This is a genomic window from Thalassotalea insulae, assembly GCF_030161395.1.
In the GTDB taxonomy this organism is placed as follows: Bacteria; Pseudomonadota; Gammaproteobacteria; order Enterobacterales; family Alteromonadaceae; genus Thalassotalea_E; species Thalassotalea_E insulae.
The window spans coordinates 949,237-964,930 of sequence record NZ_BSST01000001.1 but is presented as its reverse complement, the minus strand read 5'-3'; the positions used below and the strand labels follow the sequence as shown (position 1 = coordinate 964,930).

Here is a 15,694-nt window from a genome sequence, read left to right as displayed (position 1 = left end):
AGGTTATAGAATATATGAAAATTAACGGGATATTTCATTACTTTTTTCACAAAATAATTATTAATTCAGTAAATGGATAATTGCGCCACTAAAATGACAAAATTTAGGGTAAAGCATAGTAATAATACAGAATATCAGCATAATAGCATGAGTTAATTTAATGTGTTTGCTATTTATCTAGAACGAAAACGAAAAAATTAATAAACAGCAACATTCAACAATGGAGATTATTTTGGCATTTGCGACCTTTGTTTCTTTGGGGATTTATTTTATTGTGATGTTGGCGATAGGCTTTTATGCCTATCGAAAGTCAACTAGTGATGTATCCGGTTATATGTTGGGGGGCAGAAGTTTAAGTCCTTCGGTGACGGCACTTTCTGCCGGGGCATCTGATATGAGTGGCTGGATGTTAATGGGGCTGCCGGGCGCCATGTATGTCTCAGGTCTCAGCAGTATGTGGATCGCATTGGGGTTAACGCTAGGGGCTTATTTAAATTACCTTATCGTGGCTCCGAGGCTACGCACTTACACCGAAGTGGCGAATGATTCGATTACCTTGCCAGATTTTTTTGAAAACCGTTTTGCCGACAAATCACATCTGTTGAGGTTGATTTCATCTGTAGTGATCATTGTGTTTTTCACTTTATATACCTCTTCTGGCGTCGTTGCAGGTGGCAAACTATTTGAAAGCTCTTTTGGTCTAAACTATGAGGTTGGTTTGTATATTACCGCTGGCGTGGTTGTTGTTTATACCTTATTCGGTGGCTTTTTAGCGGTGAGTCTGACCGACTTTGTTCAAGGCTGTATTATGTTTGTTGCCTTAGTGTTAGTACCAACTGTGGTGTTAACCGATATTGGCGGTATTGCTGTAGTTAAAGACAGTATCACCGCGATTAACCCAGAGTTAGTTGATCTTTTTGGTGGTATGAGCGCAATAAGTATAATCTCTGCAATGGCCTGGGGCTTGGGTTATTTTGGTCAGCCGCATATTATTGTCCGTTTTATGGCGATCCGATCGATTGCTGATTTACCTGTTGCAAGGCGTATCGGCATGATCTGGATGATAGTGTCAATTTGTGGCGCTATGGCGACGGGCTTTGTTGGCATTGCTTATGTTGCGAAAACGGGGAATTCGTTACAAGATCCTGAAACGATTTTTATTTTATTATCACAAGTGTTGTTTCATCCGCTTATTGCAGGCTTTCTATTAGCGGCGATTCTTGCGGCAATCATGAGTACAATTTCGTCGCAATTATTAGTCACTTCCAGTTCTCTTACCGGTGATTTTTATCAAATGTTTCTTAATAAAAATGCCAGTGAGCGTCAGCTCGTGTTTGTTGGTCGTTTGTCAGTATTAGCGGTGGCGTTAGTGGCAGTATTACTTGCTTATGACAGAGAAAGTTCGATCTTAAGCCTGGTGAGTAATGCCTGGGCTGGTTTTGGCGCGGCATTTGGCCCTGTGGTGATCTTAAGCTTGTATTGGAAGAAGATGAATCGTAATGGCGCACTGGCGGGGATGGTCGTCGGTGCGGTGACGGTACTGTTTTGGATTTATGCGCCAGTAACGGTTAATGGCCAGTCGTTGAGTAGTTTAGTTTATGAGATAGTGCCGGGCTTTATTTTAGCCAGTGTGACTATTGTTATCGTTAGTCGCTTAACCCATCAAGCGAATGATGAAGTGGAACAAACATTTGCACGTATGTTAGAACATCATTAATTAGCAACATTTCTGTTTATAGTAAAGGCCAAACATTGTTTGGCCTTTTTTATTGTCACTGACACGGTTAACTATTTTTATTACGGTTAACTCTACAAATACATGCTATTTTCATGCGCGCTTTCTCTTTGATATTAGTGAGGTGTGCAGATTCAAACGAGCTGAAAAAGCACTTAACTCATGATGCCAGTGGTCATTTGTTAATACCTTAGCGCATTCAGTCGATTTTTATCTAGCTAGACCAAATATTAACACCGGTTATAGTGGTTTTTGATAGCGGCAATATGGTTGCTCCAGATGTATTAAGCCACTCAGTAAGTGAAACATATTAATACAGCAATAATATGGTTCATATTGGGCTTAATGAGGGCGGGAATAAAGAGAAAACCTATGAGACTCTTAGCGATGGTGAGAAGCTTTGGGTACTTTCCTGGCATCAAGGTAATGAAAACTATATTTCAGTGTTTAAAAAGAAACGGTATCACCAAATGGATGCTATTAGCGTTAGAATCGTTGCTAATGATAGCTATGATGTCTTACGCGCAGGGAGTAAGAAAATGGCGATGGAAAAGGGCTAGGCAACGGCGTTCATTGAAGTAAATAATTGTGTCGATGGACTCGAAATTGACGACAACATGATAGATCTTTGTGTCGGAGATTATGGAAAATCCTATTTGTTAGTAGTAGATGAAAATGGTCAAAAAATGATAATCGTTGAATAGTCAGCTCGGATACCTTTGAGTTAGGTTGTTCTTTTGTAACAATTAAAAGTAAAGTACATGGAGTCTATAACACTAAATGTACTTTATTGTCATTTTTTGCACTGCGTTTGTTATGTTGACCACTGCACTGTTTGAGAAATTTTATTTTGCCATTGTTCTAATGGTTCTTGTTTATCTCCAACCACAATAATATTACTGTGTTTAAACTGGTTAACAACACCGTTTAAATTATTATCAGTAAACCGTTTAGTGACTGTTAAGTACTCGTTGTCAGGCACGATAAAAATATTGACTGGACTTGTTTGTCCACGAAAGACTAAGTGTAAGCTCTTAGTGCCATCAAAACGGCAAAATTCTGCCATTAACAACTCGCCCAGCTGTTCGCTAAAACTGCCGTTAAACGATGCCATTTTTTTATTCAAAGATGTCAGGCTGACTCTCACTTCATCTTGATTACTAAAGTATTGGGCTTCATGATTAGTATGGGCAATCGCATAATCACTGATAGAACTATAAGCATGTGAAAACTGTAATTGATGGACAATTAAGCCGATAGCAAAAGTTACTGATGCGGCAAGTGCGAGCTTAATACGAGATGCTTTTTTCTGCTGTTGATGACTCGCTAATGACTGACGTAAGATCAATTTCTCACTTAAGCCCTGCGGAACATCAATATGTAGTGCTTGAGCTATCTGTTGATCCAGTTGTTCAATTTCCTCGGCAAATTTACGTTTTGCCGGATCTGAGTGCTTAGCAGCTCTTACTTCTTCATCTGAAGTATTGGGATCTGCATAAATACTGCGTCTAAATTGCAAATCATCCATTGTGTTGACCTCTTAACTTAGGCTGTTCATCAAGCGCATCTTTTAACTGGTTTCTCGCTCTAAATAATCTTGTCATCACAGTGTTCTTATTTAGTGATAACAGTTGAGAAATTTCCTCGCCACTAAAGCCACCTATTACTTGTAAAATCAAGGGCTCTCGGTATTCTTCTGGCATTTGGGCAATTTTTTCTCTCAGCCATTGATGCTCTATTGTCTGTTCGCTACTGGTTGCCTGAGTATCACAAATATTCGCCTCTTCATATTCGCTCATCTCAAAGCGCTTACGTTCAAAACGACGAGCGTTCTCTCTTCGTAAAATAGTGATCAGCCAAGACTTAGCCGCTTTTTCATCTTTTAACGAGTCTAATGCACGCCATGCTCGTAAAAACGTTTCCTGTACTAAGTCTTCTGCCACTTGTTTATCATGGCATAGCCAATAAGCATAACGGTATAAGTCGCTATGCAGGGCCTTGACTAATGCTTCATATCTGGTTTGTTTTGTCGCCATATCTGAAGAGACCTGAGCTGTTGATTTTTTATTTCTAATTATTTTATTCAGCATAAAAAAATCTTCTGTGTGGCAGTTTCAGTTGATCGAGCTGCAAAATTTAGTGCTATTATCTTAGCGCTGGATAGCAAATTAATCTATTTATTTACTATCCAGCGAGAGGAAACGATTAGGGGTTTAAGGCAAAGTGAGTAGGTGTTTGAGTGGCAGCCTGATGTTTATTGAGCTCAATAATAGCATTAAGTAATGCTTTACCTTGCCAGTTGCCAGATTGCAGGCCATAACAACTTTGTTGCAATTCCTGTATCGCCTGACTTAATGCTGGTGACTGACTATGCTCAATCACCTGGTCTAAAGTAGAAATATTTCGGTCACTGATGCTGTTAAACCAGGGCACCAACAGCTTTAATACCTCTGTCTGATCGCTTTGTTTACAGGCGGCTAACAACGCTAGATAACTATCATTTACCCTAGTGGTTTTATGTTGTTTTTTATTCGCTGCTTGCTTGCTCAGTAAACTAGTGATTAACCAGGCGAAAGCTGTTAATAGCCACAAAGCTAAAAACAACCACTGTAACCATGAGTTTTTCTCAATGATGACGGTTTTGCTCTCACTATTACTTGTGGTGGCTTGCTCAGGGGGACTAATGACAGCTTGTTGATTAGCTTGCTCACTATTGGCTTGCACAATAATGTTTTGTGCTGGTAGCTTGGCATATTCCAGTTTGTTACTGATGGTATTCCACCAGGGGATGGAAATTTCTGGTAGTTGATAACTGCCAGGTTTATTAGCAACGATAGCGAAGTTTCTGATTTTTTGGCTAACCAAACGGCCGCTATTGATACCGGTATGGAGTTCAGCCTGATCTGGATAAACTTTTAAACCTTCCGGCATTGGCATCGCAATTTCAGGTAACTGCTCTTCTGATAAACCGGCAGCAGTCAGGGTAATGATCCGAGTAATAGGTTCTCCCACTTTAAATTCCTGCGCGGATGGTTGCCATTCCTGATGAATGGAAAGTAGCTCACTTGGTAACCACACTCCCTGATAATTTGCCGGAATAGGGCGGATATTAAGGGATATTTCATCACCGATAACGCTAACCGGCTTAGTTTCACCAAAGCTTAAAAAGCTGTTGCGGCGTGTTGATGGCATCATGATTTCGCCGGAAAATACTGGCGATTTTAAGGTGTATTGGCCACTTTGTTGTGGGCTGATGGCATAGGTTCTTTCGATCACCCGATAACGACGACCATTAATGATAGTTTCATTTTCTTTGTCTTTGCCAATTTGAATGATGTTAGCACCTTCTAGCTCCGGCTCTGTTAAACTGCCACGTTTTAATTCCGCAGCAAAATGCAGTTTAACGGTTAAGGTAATTTGTTGTTGAACATAGACCTCTTTTGCCGATACTTCTGAGCTGATAAAGATATCTTGCTGGCTATTGGCTTTCGGGTCTCCTGCCGCTAATACCGTTAATGCTATTGGTTGGGTTTGTTGGTTATCAACCAGAAGAGGTGGAATGACCAATTTACCGGTTTTTCTGGCAATTAATACCGTGGTCCAGGTGGTAGTTCTGGTGGTTTTAAAATTGATCATGCTGGTTTGTGAGCTGACAGAGGTACGGCCCACAATAAAGTTTTGCATTAATGGGCTAGTATCTAGTGCATTGGTGTTGACATCATCATCAGCTACGACAGTTAAGACAAATGATTCATTAGCGATCACCGGGTTTTTATCAATCGAGGCGGTAACCGTCATATAGGCGAAACTTTCGGCTGAAAAACTCAAGCTAAAAAGAGCGAGCATACAATAAATAAATCTTACCACTTTTTCTTAACTCCTACGCTACTTCTACTTTGGCGACGTTTTTGATATTCCAGTTGCATTTTATTGCGTAATAATAAATAGGGATCATCAGTAACTTTATTGAGCAATTGCTGATGTTTTTGTTGTGTTTCTTTATCTTGTTGAGCTTGCACTGCCTGTGCTTGACGCTGTTGTTCCGATTCTTGCTCGGACTCTTTTGGCTCAGCTGTTTGTTGTTCTTTTGCTTGCTGTTCTTGCTCCCTTGAACTTTGCTGCTGTTCGGCCTGTTGCTGCTCAGAGTTTTGTTGTTCTGATTGTTGCTCTTTCTCGTCTTGTTGCTGGCTTTGCTGCTGATCTGAATTTTGCTGGGCGTTGTCTTGCTGTTGTTCAGAGTTTTGTTGGTCGCTATTTTGCTGCGATTTGTCTTGCTGTTGCTCGTTATTTTGTTGTTGCTGTTCGTTATCTTGTTGCTGATCTGAATTTTGCTGTTGATCTTGTTGTTGCTTAAGCTGTTCTAATATCGTCTTATTAGCTTTAGCATCTTGATGATCAGGGTTGAGTTCGAGGGCTTTTTCATAAGCACTAATCGCTTGCTCTAATTGTTGAAGTTTTGCTAATGCGTTACCTTGATTATAAAGAGCATCGGCGTCATTACCTTGTTGGAAAGCTTTTAACGCTTGTTCATAATTTCCTGCTTGATAATGCGCGCTGCCTTGCCACAATGGATTTTCAAAGGTTTTAGCAGCTTGGTCATACTCTTGCTGATTATAATGTTGCTGGCCTTGTTGATCTTTGGTTTTCCATAAGTCCGTCCAAAAATTGGCGTAAACCGGTTGGCTTGGATTGATAATAACTAACAATAGCAATACGCTTAATAAGTTACCGCGACGAAAATAACTTAATACTAAAGGTAATACCACGAGTAATAAGTAAGGGCCAAACTCTTGCCATTGATCGCCAGTTTGATCGCTTTGCGATTTTTTGTCTTCATCCTGAATAACCGGTTGGCTGACCATGTACTCAATATCTGCGCCTGAATTGATGATTCTGACGTAATTGCCATTTCCACGCTTTGCAACGCCTTGTAAACTCGCTTCGGTTAATTTAGGGATGATAATTGCGCCATTATCATCTTTCATTAATTCACCATTGCTTAGTTTGATCGGCGCGCCTGAAAGTGTTCCTATGCCCATAATATTCAGGCGGTAACTATGTTCTCTCGACCACTGAGTTAGATCTTGGATATCTTCATTATCAATGCCATCGGTAAACCAGTAGACATCTCCTTCAATATGGCCGGCATTTTTGAGCATGTTGGCGGCTAAAGTGAGTGCTGATAGCGGGTTACTACCGAGTTCTGGCATCAAGTCTGGGCTCAGAGAAGGCAGCAACAGCTTAATGTTATTGATATCTTCTGTTAACGGGCTAATAGTAAAAGCATCACCAGCGTAGGCGACTAAGCCAATTTCCCCTTCATTTAGACTATCGAGTAAATCGATGGCTTTATAGCGAGCACGGGTTAGGCGATTGGGGGAAAGATCGGTTGAGTACATCGAGTACGACATATCCATCACTAATACTGAGCCTCGGGCTAATTGATAGACTGGCTGAGGTAGTTTTTTCCAGGTTGGTCCGGCAAGGGCGATAATAGTTAATGTGCCAATAATTAAAGGTAATACTAACGAGACTGGTTTTGTCACGCTATTGCCTGCAACCAATACCTTGGCTAAGTGATGAGGTAATAGTTGCTGCCAACCTGATTGGCTGATCCTAAGTTGTTTTATGAGATAAAGGGCAAATGCTAACGCTAAAAATGCTAATAGCCATAATGGACGAATAAAATGAAAATCAGCCATGCTTACCACCTAATGAATGATTTTGATTTTTTGCTGGCAATAAATAAGGCAGGCTTTTGAGCACTAAAAATGAAAATGCCAGCACTAATGCCAGTGCTAAAGGATAATAGAACAATGCGGTTAACGGTCGCATTTGTTGCTGTTCTTGCTCCACTGGTTCTAAGTTGTCTAATAATTGATAAATTTCGCTCATGTCTTCACTGCTGCGGGCGCGAAAATATTGACCGCCAGTTTGTTCTGCCAGACGGGTTAAGGATGCTTCATCCAGTTCACTGGATGGGTTGACCCGGCGTTTACCAAATAGCGATTGCTGGATCATGACATCGGCACCGATGCCGATCGAGTAGATGGTAACATCTTTAGCCACAGCTAATTCTAGCGCTTGATCCGGAGTTATTTTACCTGCGGTATTTTGTCCGTCGGTTAGCAGTAATAATACCCGGTTAGATTCTTTCTTTTCATCAAAACGTTTAACTGCAAGTGCGATGGCATCGCCTATTGCCGTTTGTTTACCAACTAAGCCTAATACGGTTTCATCAAGCATTTGTTTCACGGTTTTACGATCAAACGTCATTGGTGTTTGCATATAGGCATCGTCACCAAATAAGATCAAGCCGAGACGGTCACCGACTCGGCGTTCAATAAATTCACCGAGCAATACCTTTAGCATTTCTAAACGGTTGACGCTTGAGCCGTTTAGGCTCATATCTTCTACTTGCATACTGCCGGATAAATCAACGGCGAGCATCATTTCTCGGCCTTGAGTAGGGATATTGACGGCATCACCAAGCCATTGGGGTTGACTGGCGGCAATTACTAATAGGAGCCAGATGCCGGCGAGTAAAGATTTAGGTGTTTTCTGAGCAGCGTTACCAACTTCTTTGCTATGTAAACCTTGTACTAGCGTTGGCATTTTTAATGGCGCGGCTTCATTGTTAGCCTTTGCTGGTAGCCAATAAACAAGAATCGGTAATGGCAAGGCGATTAATATCCAAGGTAAAGCAAGTTCTATCATTGCTTAACCTCCTGCTGATGGTAGTTATCATTAATCACTGAACGTTGTTTTTTATTTGGCGCAAGCGCTAATGTCAACCATTGTCTGGCTGCATTTTTTAACTTTTCTACATCACAAGTATCTTCAGGTGATGGTGCCTGATACTGGTGTAAAATCGCTTGCCTTAATACCTGAGTAAATGTCGCTTGTTGTGATTTTTCCGGCAACTGCTGTATGAAGAATGTGATTAACTTATCACTATGTAATGCAGCTACCTGCTGACGCGGAAAATATTGCAGACATGCCCATTTCAGTATCGCGATTATTTGCTGTGGCTGAAGTTGTTCTGAAGCTAAATAGGCTAATGCTTGCTTTTTTGCTTTGTTTAATTTTCGTTTTATTAGCCAAAGACGCACTAATAATATCGATATAACTACAATAACTAGTGCCAGCATCCACCAACCGTAAGCGAGTGGATAGTTATTAATTTGTTCGGGTAAATGAATATCTTTTAATTGGCTTAACGGATCCATGGGGCAACTCCGTTTTTAATTTGTTCTTCGAGTAATTCACCGGCACTAAAATGCAACAAGCGAGCTCCAGCTTTCTCCAACAATTGTTCTTTTTGATTGATAAAGGCAAGCGCCTGTTGATGATAATGTCGTGCGGTTTTTTCATCACCTAAGGTCAGCTGCTGCTTTTGCCGGCCGTCGGTGATACTGACATTGATTTTTTGGCTACATTGGGGCAGCTCAGTTTCTAAAGGATCTGAAATTAAGCATACCACTAATTCACAATGACGAGTGATATAGGTTAAATGTCGTATCGCCTCGCTACTTATATGATGGCCATCAGTGAGCAAATAAACCAGACTGCCAGGGCGTGAAAGTTGGCGTAAGCGCAGACAATTTTGTTCAAATGCCAGTTGATTAGCTGCTTCATCCAGCTGAGTTTGCATATTGCTTTCGCTGACCTGATGACAAGTTTGCAAGGCGTGCAGGTAATGTAATACCCCTTGTTTTCGGCTTCTCGGTTTTAACTCGGCATGCTGAAACTGATTAAAGACAATACCGCCAATGCGATCGCCTCGTCCTTTAGCATGCCAGGCAACTAATGCTGCCAGATGAGCGGCCTGCACTGACTTAAATAATAGCTGACTACCGAACAGCATATTGGTGCTGAGATCGGTTGCGATCAGTACTGGGCGCTCAACTTCTTCGCGAAACAACTTAGTGTGAGTTTTACCGGTGCGAGCAGTAACTCGCCAGTCAATCGCCCTAATATCATCACCATTTTGATAATGGCGTACCTCATCAAACTCCATACCTCTGCCTTTTGTACGTGCCAGATAGTTTCCGCTCATCTGGCCTTTGAGGTTTTTGGCAGCAGTTAGGTTGATCAAAGACGCTTTGTTTTGATATTGGATCAACTCATTTATCGATAAGCTGATACCAGTTGATGCGACTTTTTCAAGTAACTTAACTGGAGAAGTTTGTTGTTTTTCTGTCGTTTGTTTTAACCACATAACTAAAGTTAAGAAACAGCAACTAAACTTAATAAATGATCAAGCAATTGATTGGTAGTGATACCTTCAGCTTCTGCTTGATACGTTAATAATATACGGTGACGAAGCACGTTATGAAATACCGCTTGTACATCTTCAGGGCCAACAAAATCTCTGCCATGTAACCAGGCACGGGCACGGGCACAGCGATCTAAGGCAATGGTTGCACGAGGGCTTGCACCATAAGCTAACCATAGCTTGAGTTTATCATCGTATTTTTCCGGCTGACGGGTTGCCATAATAAGGTCGACAATATAATTTTCAATGGCTGGTGCCATATGAATGTTCATCACTTTTTCGCGTGCGGCGAAAATATCTGCTTGAGATATTTCACTGATGTTTGGTTTTTCCTGATGGAGTGCTTCACCACGATTTAATTTTAAAATTTCCAGTTCACTGGCGGCATCCGGGTAGTCAATTTCAACATGCATTAAAAAGCGGTCAAGCTGTGCTTCTGGTAGTGGATAAGTACCTTCTTGCTCAATAGGGTTTTGCGTTGCCATCACTAAAAATAGTTCAGGTAAAGGATAAGTTTTGCGACCAACCGTGATTTGACCTTCAGCCATTGCCTCTAAGAGAGCGGATTGTACCTTTGCCGGTGCACGGTTAATTTCATCGGCTAACACCAAGTTTCTAAATAATGGTCCTGACTGAAAGACGAAACTGCCGTCTTCTGGGCGATAAATATCCGTACCGGTTAAATCTGCCGGTAACAAATCAGGGGTAAACTGAATACGATGAAAATCGGCTTCTAGTCCATCGGCTAAGGCATTAACTGCCCGAGTTTTTGCTAATCCTGGAGGCCCTTCTACAATTAAATGACCATTAGCTAACAAGGCTATTAATAAGTTTTCAACTAATGCGGTTTGACCAATGATTTGATTTGATAAGTGCTCTTTAAGCGAAGAAAAAGATTCAATTGCCATAATTAGATACGTTCTTATTGTTAATAGTTTGTTATTTACAGGGTTTCGACCTATGCATTTATATATGGTTCAAGTTTTTAAATGCAAGGGCTAAAGATTATTTGTAGTAAAGTTTAACGATTGCTTGCGAAATAATGCCGTTACTAATAACACAAAGCGGACAGAGAAACTGTCGATTAAGTTGAATTATCTGTTTTACACGGTAGAATGAGGAAAAAAACAAAGAGGTCTGACCTCTTTGTTGGGTAATTATAATGACCAATAAGGATAAGTAATGACCAATAAATTACACACAGCAAGTGGCGAACGTATTGCTATTGTTGCTGGCCTGCGTACGCCTTTTGCGAAACAGGCTACGGCGTTTCATGGGGTACCGGCGGTCGATTTAGGCAAGCTAGTGGTTAACGAGTTGCTGAAAAAGCATGATGTTGATCCAGCAATTGTTCAGCAACTGGTTTTTGGTCAGGTGGTGCAAATGCCAGAAGCGCCCAATATAGCCCGTGAAATTGTGCTTGGCACAGGTATGAATGTTCATACCGATGCGTATAGTGTATCGCGTGCTTGTGCAACCAGTTTTCAATCGACTGTAAATATTGCAGAGTCGATTATGGCAGGCTTTATCGATGTTGGTGTTGCTGGTGGTGCCGACTCTTCTTCCGTGGCGCCAATAGGGGTGTCGAAAAAGTTTGCCCGCACTTTATTGGATTTAAGTAAAGCGAAAACATTCGGTCAAAAACTGTCGCTGATAAAAGGCTTAAAGTTTAAAGATATATTACCAGTACCTCCTGCGGTTGCTGAATATTCTACGGGCTTATCTATGGGACAAACGGCTGAGCAGATGGCAAAAACTCATGGCATTAGTCGTCAGGCACAGGATGAGCTAGCGCACCGCTCTCATACTTTAGCTACTCAGTCGTGGCAGCAAGGAAAATTAGCTGACGAGGTGATGGCAGCACATGTTGAACCTTATAAGTCATTTATCGATAAAGATAACTGTATTCGTGAAAATTCAGAATTAGCGGGCTATGAGAAACTGCGCCCGGTATTTGATCGCAAACACGGCACAGTGACTGCAGCCAATAGTACCGCGTTAACCGATGGTGCGTCAGCGGTATTGATTATGCGGGAAGGTCGAGCGAAAGAATTAGGTTATCAACCATTAGGTTATATTCGTAGTTATGGCTTTGCCGCTATCGACGTTTGGCAAGATATGTTAATGGGGCCAAGTTACGCGACACCATTAGCATTAAAACGCGCGGGTTTAGAATTGAAAGACTTGGATTTAATTGAAATGCATGAAGCATTTGCTGCTCAGGCATTAGCGAATATGAAGATGTTTGCGAGTGATAAGTTTGCCAAAGAAAACTTAGGTCGCGATAAGGCAATTGGTGAAATCGATATGGATAAATTTAATGTCATGGGCGGTTCGTTGGCTTATGGCCATCCATTTGCAGCGACTGGCACACGATTAATTGTGCAAACACTTAATGAATTAAAACGCCGTGGCGGTGGTATTGGTTTAACAACTGCCTGTGCAGCTGGTGGATTAGGCGCAGCAATGATAGTGGAGACTGACTAATGGCTAATGTTCAATCACAAAATACATTTACCTTAGTGCGTCAGGAAAATGACATAGCACACTTAATTATGGATGTTGCTGGCGAAACTATGAACACCTTAAAAGCTGAGTTTGCTGAGGAAATTGCTCAGGTACTTAGTGATATTAAGCAAGATAGCAGTTTACGTGGCGTAGTTTTAATCAGTGGTAAAAAAGACTCTTTTGTCGCCGGTGCTGACATTAATATGCTGGCAAGTTGCCAAAGTGCTGAAGAAGCAACAGCATTATCTAGGCAAGGGCAAATGATTTTTGCTCAGCTGGAAAATTTAGCAATTCCTGTGGTTGCTGCGATTAATGGGGCTTGTTTAGGAGGCGGACTGGAGCTGGCTATGGCTTGTCATGCGCGGGTTTGTAGTGACAATGCTAAAACCGCATTAGGCTTACCCGAAGTTCAGCTTGGCTTGTTACCTGGTAGTGGTGGTACGCAGCGATTACCAAAATTAGTAGGAATTCAAAAAGCACTAGATATGATGCTTACCGGTAAACAGCTTCGCGCCAAACAAGCGCTTAAGGCAGGTTTAGTACATGAGGTTGTGCCTGAAAGTGTATTAATTGAGGTCGCGGAAAAACTTATTCTATCGGGTAAGGTAACAGGCGGAACCCCTCGTTATCCAAAAGTGAAATTAAATTTGTTAGGTAAGCTATTAGAAAATAATAGTTTTGGTCGTAAGTTGGTATTTACTCAGGCGTGTAAAACCGTACTTTCGAAAACTAAGGGAAATTATCCCGCGCCGCTAAAAATTATTGACTGTGTCAGAACAGGTGTTGAGCAATCGCCAGCTAAAGGTTATCAGTTAGAAGCGGATCATTTTGGTCATTTGGTGATGACACCTGTGTCAAAAGAATTACGCCAGATATTTTTTGCCACCACGGATATGAAGAAAGAGCAGGGCATTGAAGGTGTTGAACCGGCGCCAGTGAATAATGTTGCTGTGCTTGGTGGTGGCTTGATGGGGGGCGGTATTGCTTTTGTTAGTGCTACTAAAGCTGGTGTTTCAGTGCGAATCAAAGATATTGCTCATCAAGGTATTCATCACGCATTAAAATACAGTTTTGATTTACTCAATAAAAAAGTGAAACGTCGCTTTATCAAAAAAAGTGAAATGCAAAAGCAAATGTCGATGATCACAGGAACGCTGGATTATTCCGGCTTTAAAAATACAGATGTTGTTATTGAGGCAGTATTTGAAGATTTAGCACTAAAACAGCAAATGGTGGCGGATATTGAAGAAAATTGCAGCGAGCAAACAATATTTGCCAGTAATACTTCCAGTTTACCAATTGGTAAAATAGCGGAAAAGGCTCAGCGGCCTGAAAATGTTATTGGTCTGCATTATTTTTCTCCGGTAGATAAAATGCCGCTTGCTGAGATCATTGCTCACGAAAAAACATCAGATCAGACGATATCGACAACGGTTGCTTTAGCGAAGAAACAAGGAAAAACGCCGATTGTTGTTAAAGATAAAGCGGGCTTTTATGTTAATCGTATTCTAGCGCCTTATATGAATGAAGCTGCTGTATTACTGTTATCGGGTGAGCCAGTTGAGAAAATAGATAAAACCTTAGTCAAGTTTGGCTTTCCTGTCGGGCCAATGCAATTACTTGATGAAGTGGGTATTGATATTGGCGCAAAGATAGGCCCTATTTTACAAGCAGAGTTAGGAGAGCGCTTTGCACCACCGGCGGCATTTAATAAACTTATTGATGATGGTCGGTTAGGTAAAAAAGCGAAAAAAGGCTTTTATTTGTATAACACTAAGAAAAAGCAGGTGGATGAAACAGTTTATCAGCTGCTTGGTATTTCTAAGGCAGAAAAGTTATCGGCTGAAGATATTAGCTTACGCTGTGTATACATGATGCTAAATGAAGCAGTGCGATGTTTAGATGAAGGCATTATTCGTAATGCTAGGGATGGGGATATTGGCGCTATCTTTGGCATTGGCTTCCCGCCGTTTTTAGGTGGACCATTTAGGTATATTGACCAAGTTGGCGCTGAGCATATTGTCGCGAGATTAAATCAATGGAAACATGAAGTTGATGAACGATTTGCTCCGTGCCAGAAATTAATTGATATGGCAGAGCAAGGCCAGCGCTTTTATGATTAAACCGGGTTAATTTATTAGTGATAGTAAGGCAAATGCTGGCCTTACCAGTGGCAAGTTGATGAGAAAAAAGAGGCAATAGTTTGCCTCTTTTTTTATCTGCTAATATCAAGTTAAATGATGTTGAATATTTACTCTAAAACTGTTGAATAAAAGCTCTAATTCATTTATATTGCGCGCCATTAAATTTATTCTGTCTGGTTTAAGTATTATGCTGTTGCTTGTACTGTTGTTAGCGTGTCTTTGCTCGTTGTTTTTTTATTGTCAGGCGTTATCTAATGGTTTAGGTCGTAAGCGCTGGGCATTTGCGGGATTATGCTTTGGTCCGTTAGTGTGGCCGATGTTTTGTATGAAGAAGCGAATGAAGGTTAATCAATTGTTTGGTTTTGATTATTTAATGTTTCGCGCTTGATTGATACATTAAATTATTCTTTGATAATATAGCCGCTAACATCCATGTAGCGATTAATTGTTAAATTTTATTAGCGAGCACCTGTGCTTATGACCACAAAGATTTCGCAGGCATTTCTTTAATTTCAATTTTAGCGGCAATTTCATTTTCTTTCGGTGCAGTTCTAAAAATAGATTTTAATAATTTGATCATCATTAGCTCCTAGATTCTTAGACCACGTTTTGATGCTTTTTCTAATTCAACACCTTGGCTGATTCTAAGACCACGTTTCGATGCTTTTTCTAATTCAACACCTTGGCTGATTCTTAGACCACGTTTTGATGCTTTTTCTAATTCAACACCTTGGCTGATTCTAAGACCACGTTTTGATGTTTTTTCTAATTCAACACCTTGGCTGATTCTAAGGCCACGCTTTGATGCTTGTTCAATATCTAAACTAGTTACCTCAGCGTTTGCAGCTGGTGAAACATTCATGACTAAAGATAAAATAAGTGAGCTAAGCATTGTTTTTCCTTTTGTTGTTATTGGTTAATTAGAGCAACCAATACTTAGCTATATTTGTGCCAAAACTACAGCCCTTAAAATTTAAGGGCTGTAGTTAATTTTTTTACAGTGTCAAATACTTGTCAGGAAGAGGGGTT

General features: G+C 40.8%; 14 protein-coding genes. 5 read left to right on the top strand and 9 right to left on the bottom strand.

Going from position 1 to position 15,694, the window contains the following annotated elements; genetic code table 11:
* Positions 1-232: 232 nt before the first annotated feature.
* Complete coding sequence (putP, locus tag QQK06_RS04470; RefSeq protein ID WP_284243416.1) at positions 233-1,717, top strand: sodium/proline symporter PutP; 1,485 nt, start codon at positions 233-235, stop codon at positions 1,715-1,717.
* A gap of 344 nt (positions 1,718-2,061) precedes the next feature.
* Positions 2,062-2,295, top strand: a complete 234-nt coding sequence (locus QQK06_RS04465) for a hypothetical protein (RefSeq protein WP_284243415.1) — start codon at positions 2,062-2,064, stop codon at positions 2,293-2,295.
* 254 nt (positions 2,296-2,549) lie between these two features.
* Here QQK06_RS04465 and QQK06_RS04460 read toward each other — a convergent pair whose 3' ends face one another.
* The 8 genes from QQK06_RS04460 to QQK06_RS04425 form a co-directional block, all read right to left on the bottom strand.
* Complete coding sequence (locus QQK06_RS04460; RefSeq protein WP_284243414.1) at positions 2,550-3,263, bottom strand: DUF3379 family protein; 714 nt, start codon at positions 3,261-3,263, stop codon at positions 2,550-2,552.
* A complete protein-coding gene (locus QQK06_RS04455) occupies positions 3,256-3,825 on the bottom strand; it encodes a sigma-70 family RNA polymerase sigma factor (protein WP_284243413.1) in 570 nt (189 codons plus the stop codon). Before QQK06_RS04455 ends, QQK06_RS04460 begins: the two co-directional genes overlap by 8 nt.
* Positions 3,826-3,940: 115 nt before the next feature.
* The gene (locus QQK06_RS04450; protein ID WP_284243411.1) at positions 3,941-5,533 is read right to left on the bottom strand and encodes a BatD family protein; all 1,593 of its coding nucleotides are present in this window, start codon (positions 5,531-5,533) and stop codon (positions 3,941-3,943) included.
* A gap of 62 nt (positions 5,534-5,595) precedes the next feature.
* Entirely contained in the window at positions 5,596-7,437 is a 1,842-nt protein-coding gene (locus tag QQK06_RS04445; RefSeq protein WP_284243410.1) for a vWA domain-containing protein, read from the bottom strand.
* Positions 7,430-8,452, bottom strand: a complete 1,023-nt coding sequence (locus QQK06_RS04440; RefSeq protein ID WP_284243409.1) for a vWA domain-containing protein — start codon at positions 8,450-8,452, stop codon at positions 7,430-7,432. Before QQK06_RS04440 ends, QQK06_RS04445 begins: the two co-directional genes overlap by 8 nt.
* The gene (locus QQK06_RS04435) at positions 8,449-8,964 is read right to left on the bottom strand and encodes a DUF4381 domain-containing protein (RefSeq protein WP_284243408.1); all 516 of its coding nucleotides are present in this window, start codon (positions 8,962-8,964) and stop codon (positions 8,449-8,451) included. Before QQK06_RS04435 ends, QQK06_RS04440 begins: the two co-directional genes overlap by 4 nt.
* Positions 8,952-9,956 (bottom strand): DUF58 domain-containing protein, encoded by a 1,005-nt coding sequence (locus QQK06_RS04430; RefSeq protein ID WP_284243407.1) that lies wholly within the window; start codon positions 9,954-9,956, stop codon positions 8,952-8,954. Before QQK06_RS04430 ends, QQK06_RS04435 begins: the two co-directional genes overlap by 13 nt.
* 8 nt (positions 9,957-9,964) lie before the next feature.
* A complete protein-coding gene (locus QQK06_RS04425) occupies positions 9,965-10,921 on the bottom strand; it encodes an AAA family ATPase (RefSeq protein WP_284243406.1) in 957 nt (318 codons plus the stop codon).
* 274 nt (positions 10,922-11,195) lie between these two features.
* Here QQK06_RS04425 and fadI point away from each other — a divergent pair, with 274 nt between their 5' ends.
* From fadI to QQK06_RS04410, 3 genes are all read left to right on the top strand, one after another.
* A complete protein-coding gene (gene fadI, locus QQK06_RS04420) occupies positions 11,196-12,500 on the top strand; it encodes an acetyl-CoA C-acyltransferase FadI (RefSeq protein WP_284243404.1) in 1,305 nt (434 codons plus the stop codon).
* Positions 12,500-14,644 (top strand): fatty acid oxidation complex subunit alpha FadJ, encoded by a 2,145-nt coding sequence (gene fadJ, locus QQK06_RS04415; protein WP_284243402.1) that lies wholly within the window; start codon positions 12,500-12,502, stop codon positions 14,642-14,644. Before fadI ends, fadJ begins: the two co-directional genes overlap by 1 nt.
* Before the next feature lie 208 nt (positions 14,645-14,852).
* On the top strand, positions 14,853-15,053 hold the full coding sequence (locus tag QQK06_RS04410) for a hypothetical protein (RefSeq protein ID WP_284243401.1): 201 nt from the start codon (positions 14,853-14,855) through the stop codon (positions 15,051-15,053).
* Positions 15,054-15,254: 201 nt separating this feature from the next.
* On the opposite strand, the gene QQK06_RS04405 is transcribed toward QQK06_RS04410, so the two are convergent.
* Positions 15,255-15,557: a hypothetical protein gene (locus tag QQK06_RS04405; RefSeq protein ID WP_284243400.1), complete on the bottom strand. Its 303-nt coding sequence runs from the start codon at positions 15,555-15,557 to the stop codon at positions 15,255-15,257.
* Positions 15,558-15,694 lie beyond the last annotated feature (137 nt).

Bases quoted from the DNA above. Each gene is read 5' to 3' on its own strand.
- QQK06_RS04430 (WP_284243407.1), bottom strand. From the start codon at position 9,956: ATGTGGTTAAAACAAACGACAGAAAAACAACAAACTTCTCCAGTTAAG.
- QQK06_RS04455 (WP_284243413.1), bottom strand. From the start codon at position 3,825: ATGCTGAATAAAATAATTAGAAATAAAAAATCAACAGCTCAGGTCTCT.
- QQK06_RS04410 (WP_284243401.1), top strand. From the start codon at position 14,853: ATGCTGTTGCTTGTACTGTTGTTAGCGTGTCTTTGCTCGTTGTTTTTT.
- QQK06_RS04445 (WP_284243410.1), bottom strand. From the start codon at position 7,437: ATGGCTGATTTTCATTTTATTCGTCCATTATGGCTATTAGCATTTTTA.
- fadJ (WP_284243402.1), top strand. From the start codon at position 12,500: ATGGCTAATGTTCAATCACAAAATACATTTACCTTAGTGCGTCAGGAA.
- QQK06_RS04440 (WP_284243409.1), bottom strand. From the start codon at position 8,452: ATGATAGAACTTGCTTTACCTTGGATATTAATCGCCTTGCCATTACCG.
- fadI (WP_284243404.1), top strand. From the start codon at position 11,196: ATGACCAATAAATTACACACAGCAAGTGGCGAACGTATTGCTATTGTT.
- QQK06_RS04435 (WP_284243408.1), bottom strand. From the start codon at position 8,964: ATGGATCCGTTAAGCCAATTAAAAGATATTCATTTACCCGAACAAATT.
- QQK06_RS04465 (WP_284243415.1), top strand. From the start codon at position 2,062: ATGGTTCATATTGGGCTTAATGAGGGCGGGAATAAAGAGAAAACCTAT.
- QQK06_RS04405 (WP_284243400.1), bottom strand. From the start codon at position 15,557: ATGCTTAGCTCACTTATTTTATCTTTAGTCATGAATGTTTCACCAGCT.
- QQK06_RS04460 (WP_284243414.1), bottom strand. From the start codon at position 3,263: ATGGATGATTTGCAATTTAGACGCAGTATTTATGCAGATCCCAATACT.
- QQK06_RS04450 (WP_284243411.1), bottom strand. From the start codon at position 5,533: ATGACGGTTACCGCCTCGATTGATAAAAACCCGGTGATCGCTAATGAA.
- QQK06_RS04425 (WP_284243406.1), bottom strand. From the start codon at position 10,921: ATGGCAATTGAATCTTTTTCTTCGCTTAAAGAGCACTTATCAAATCAA.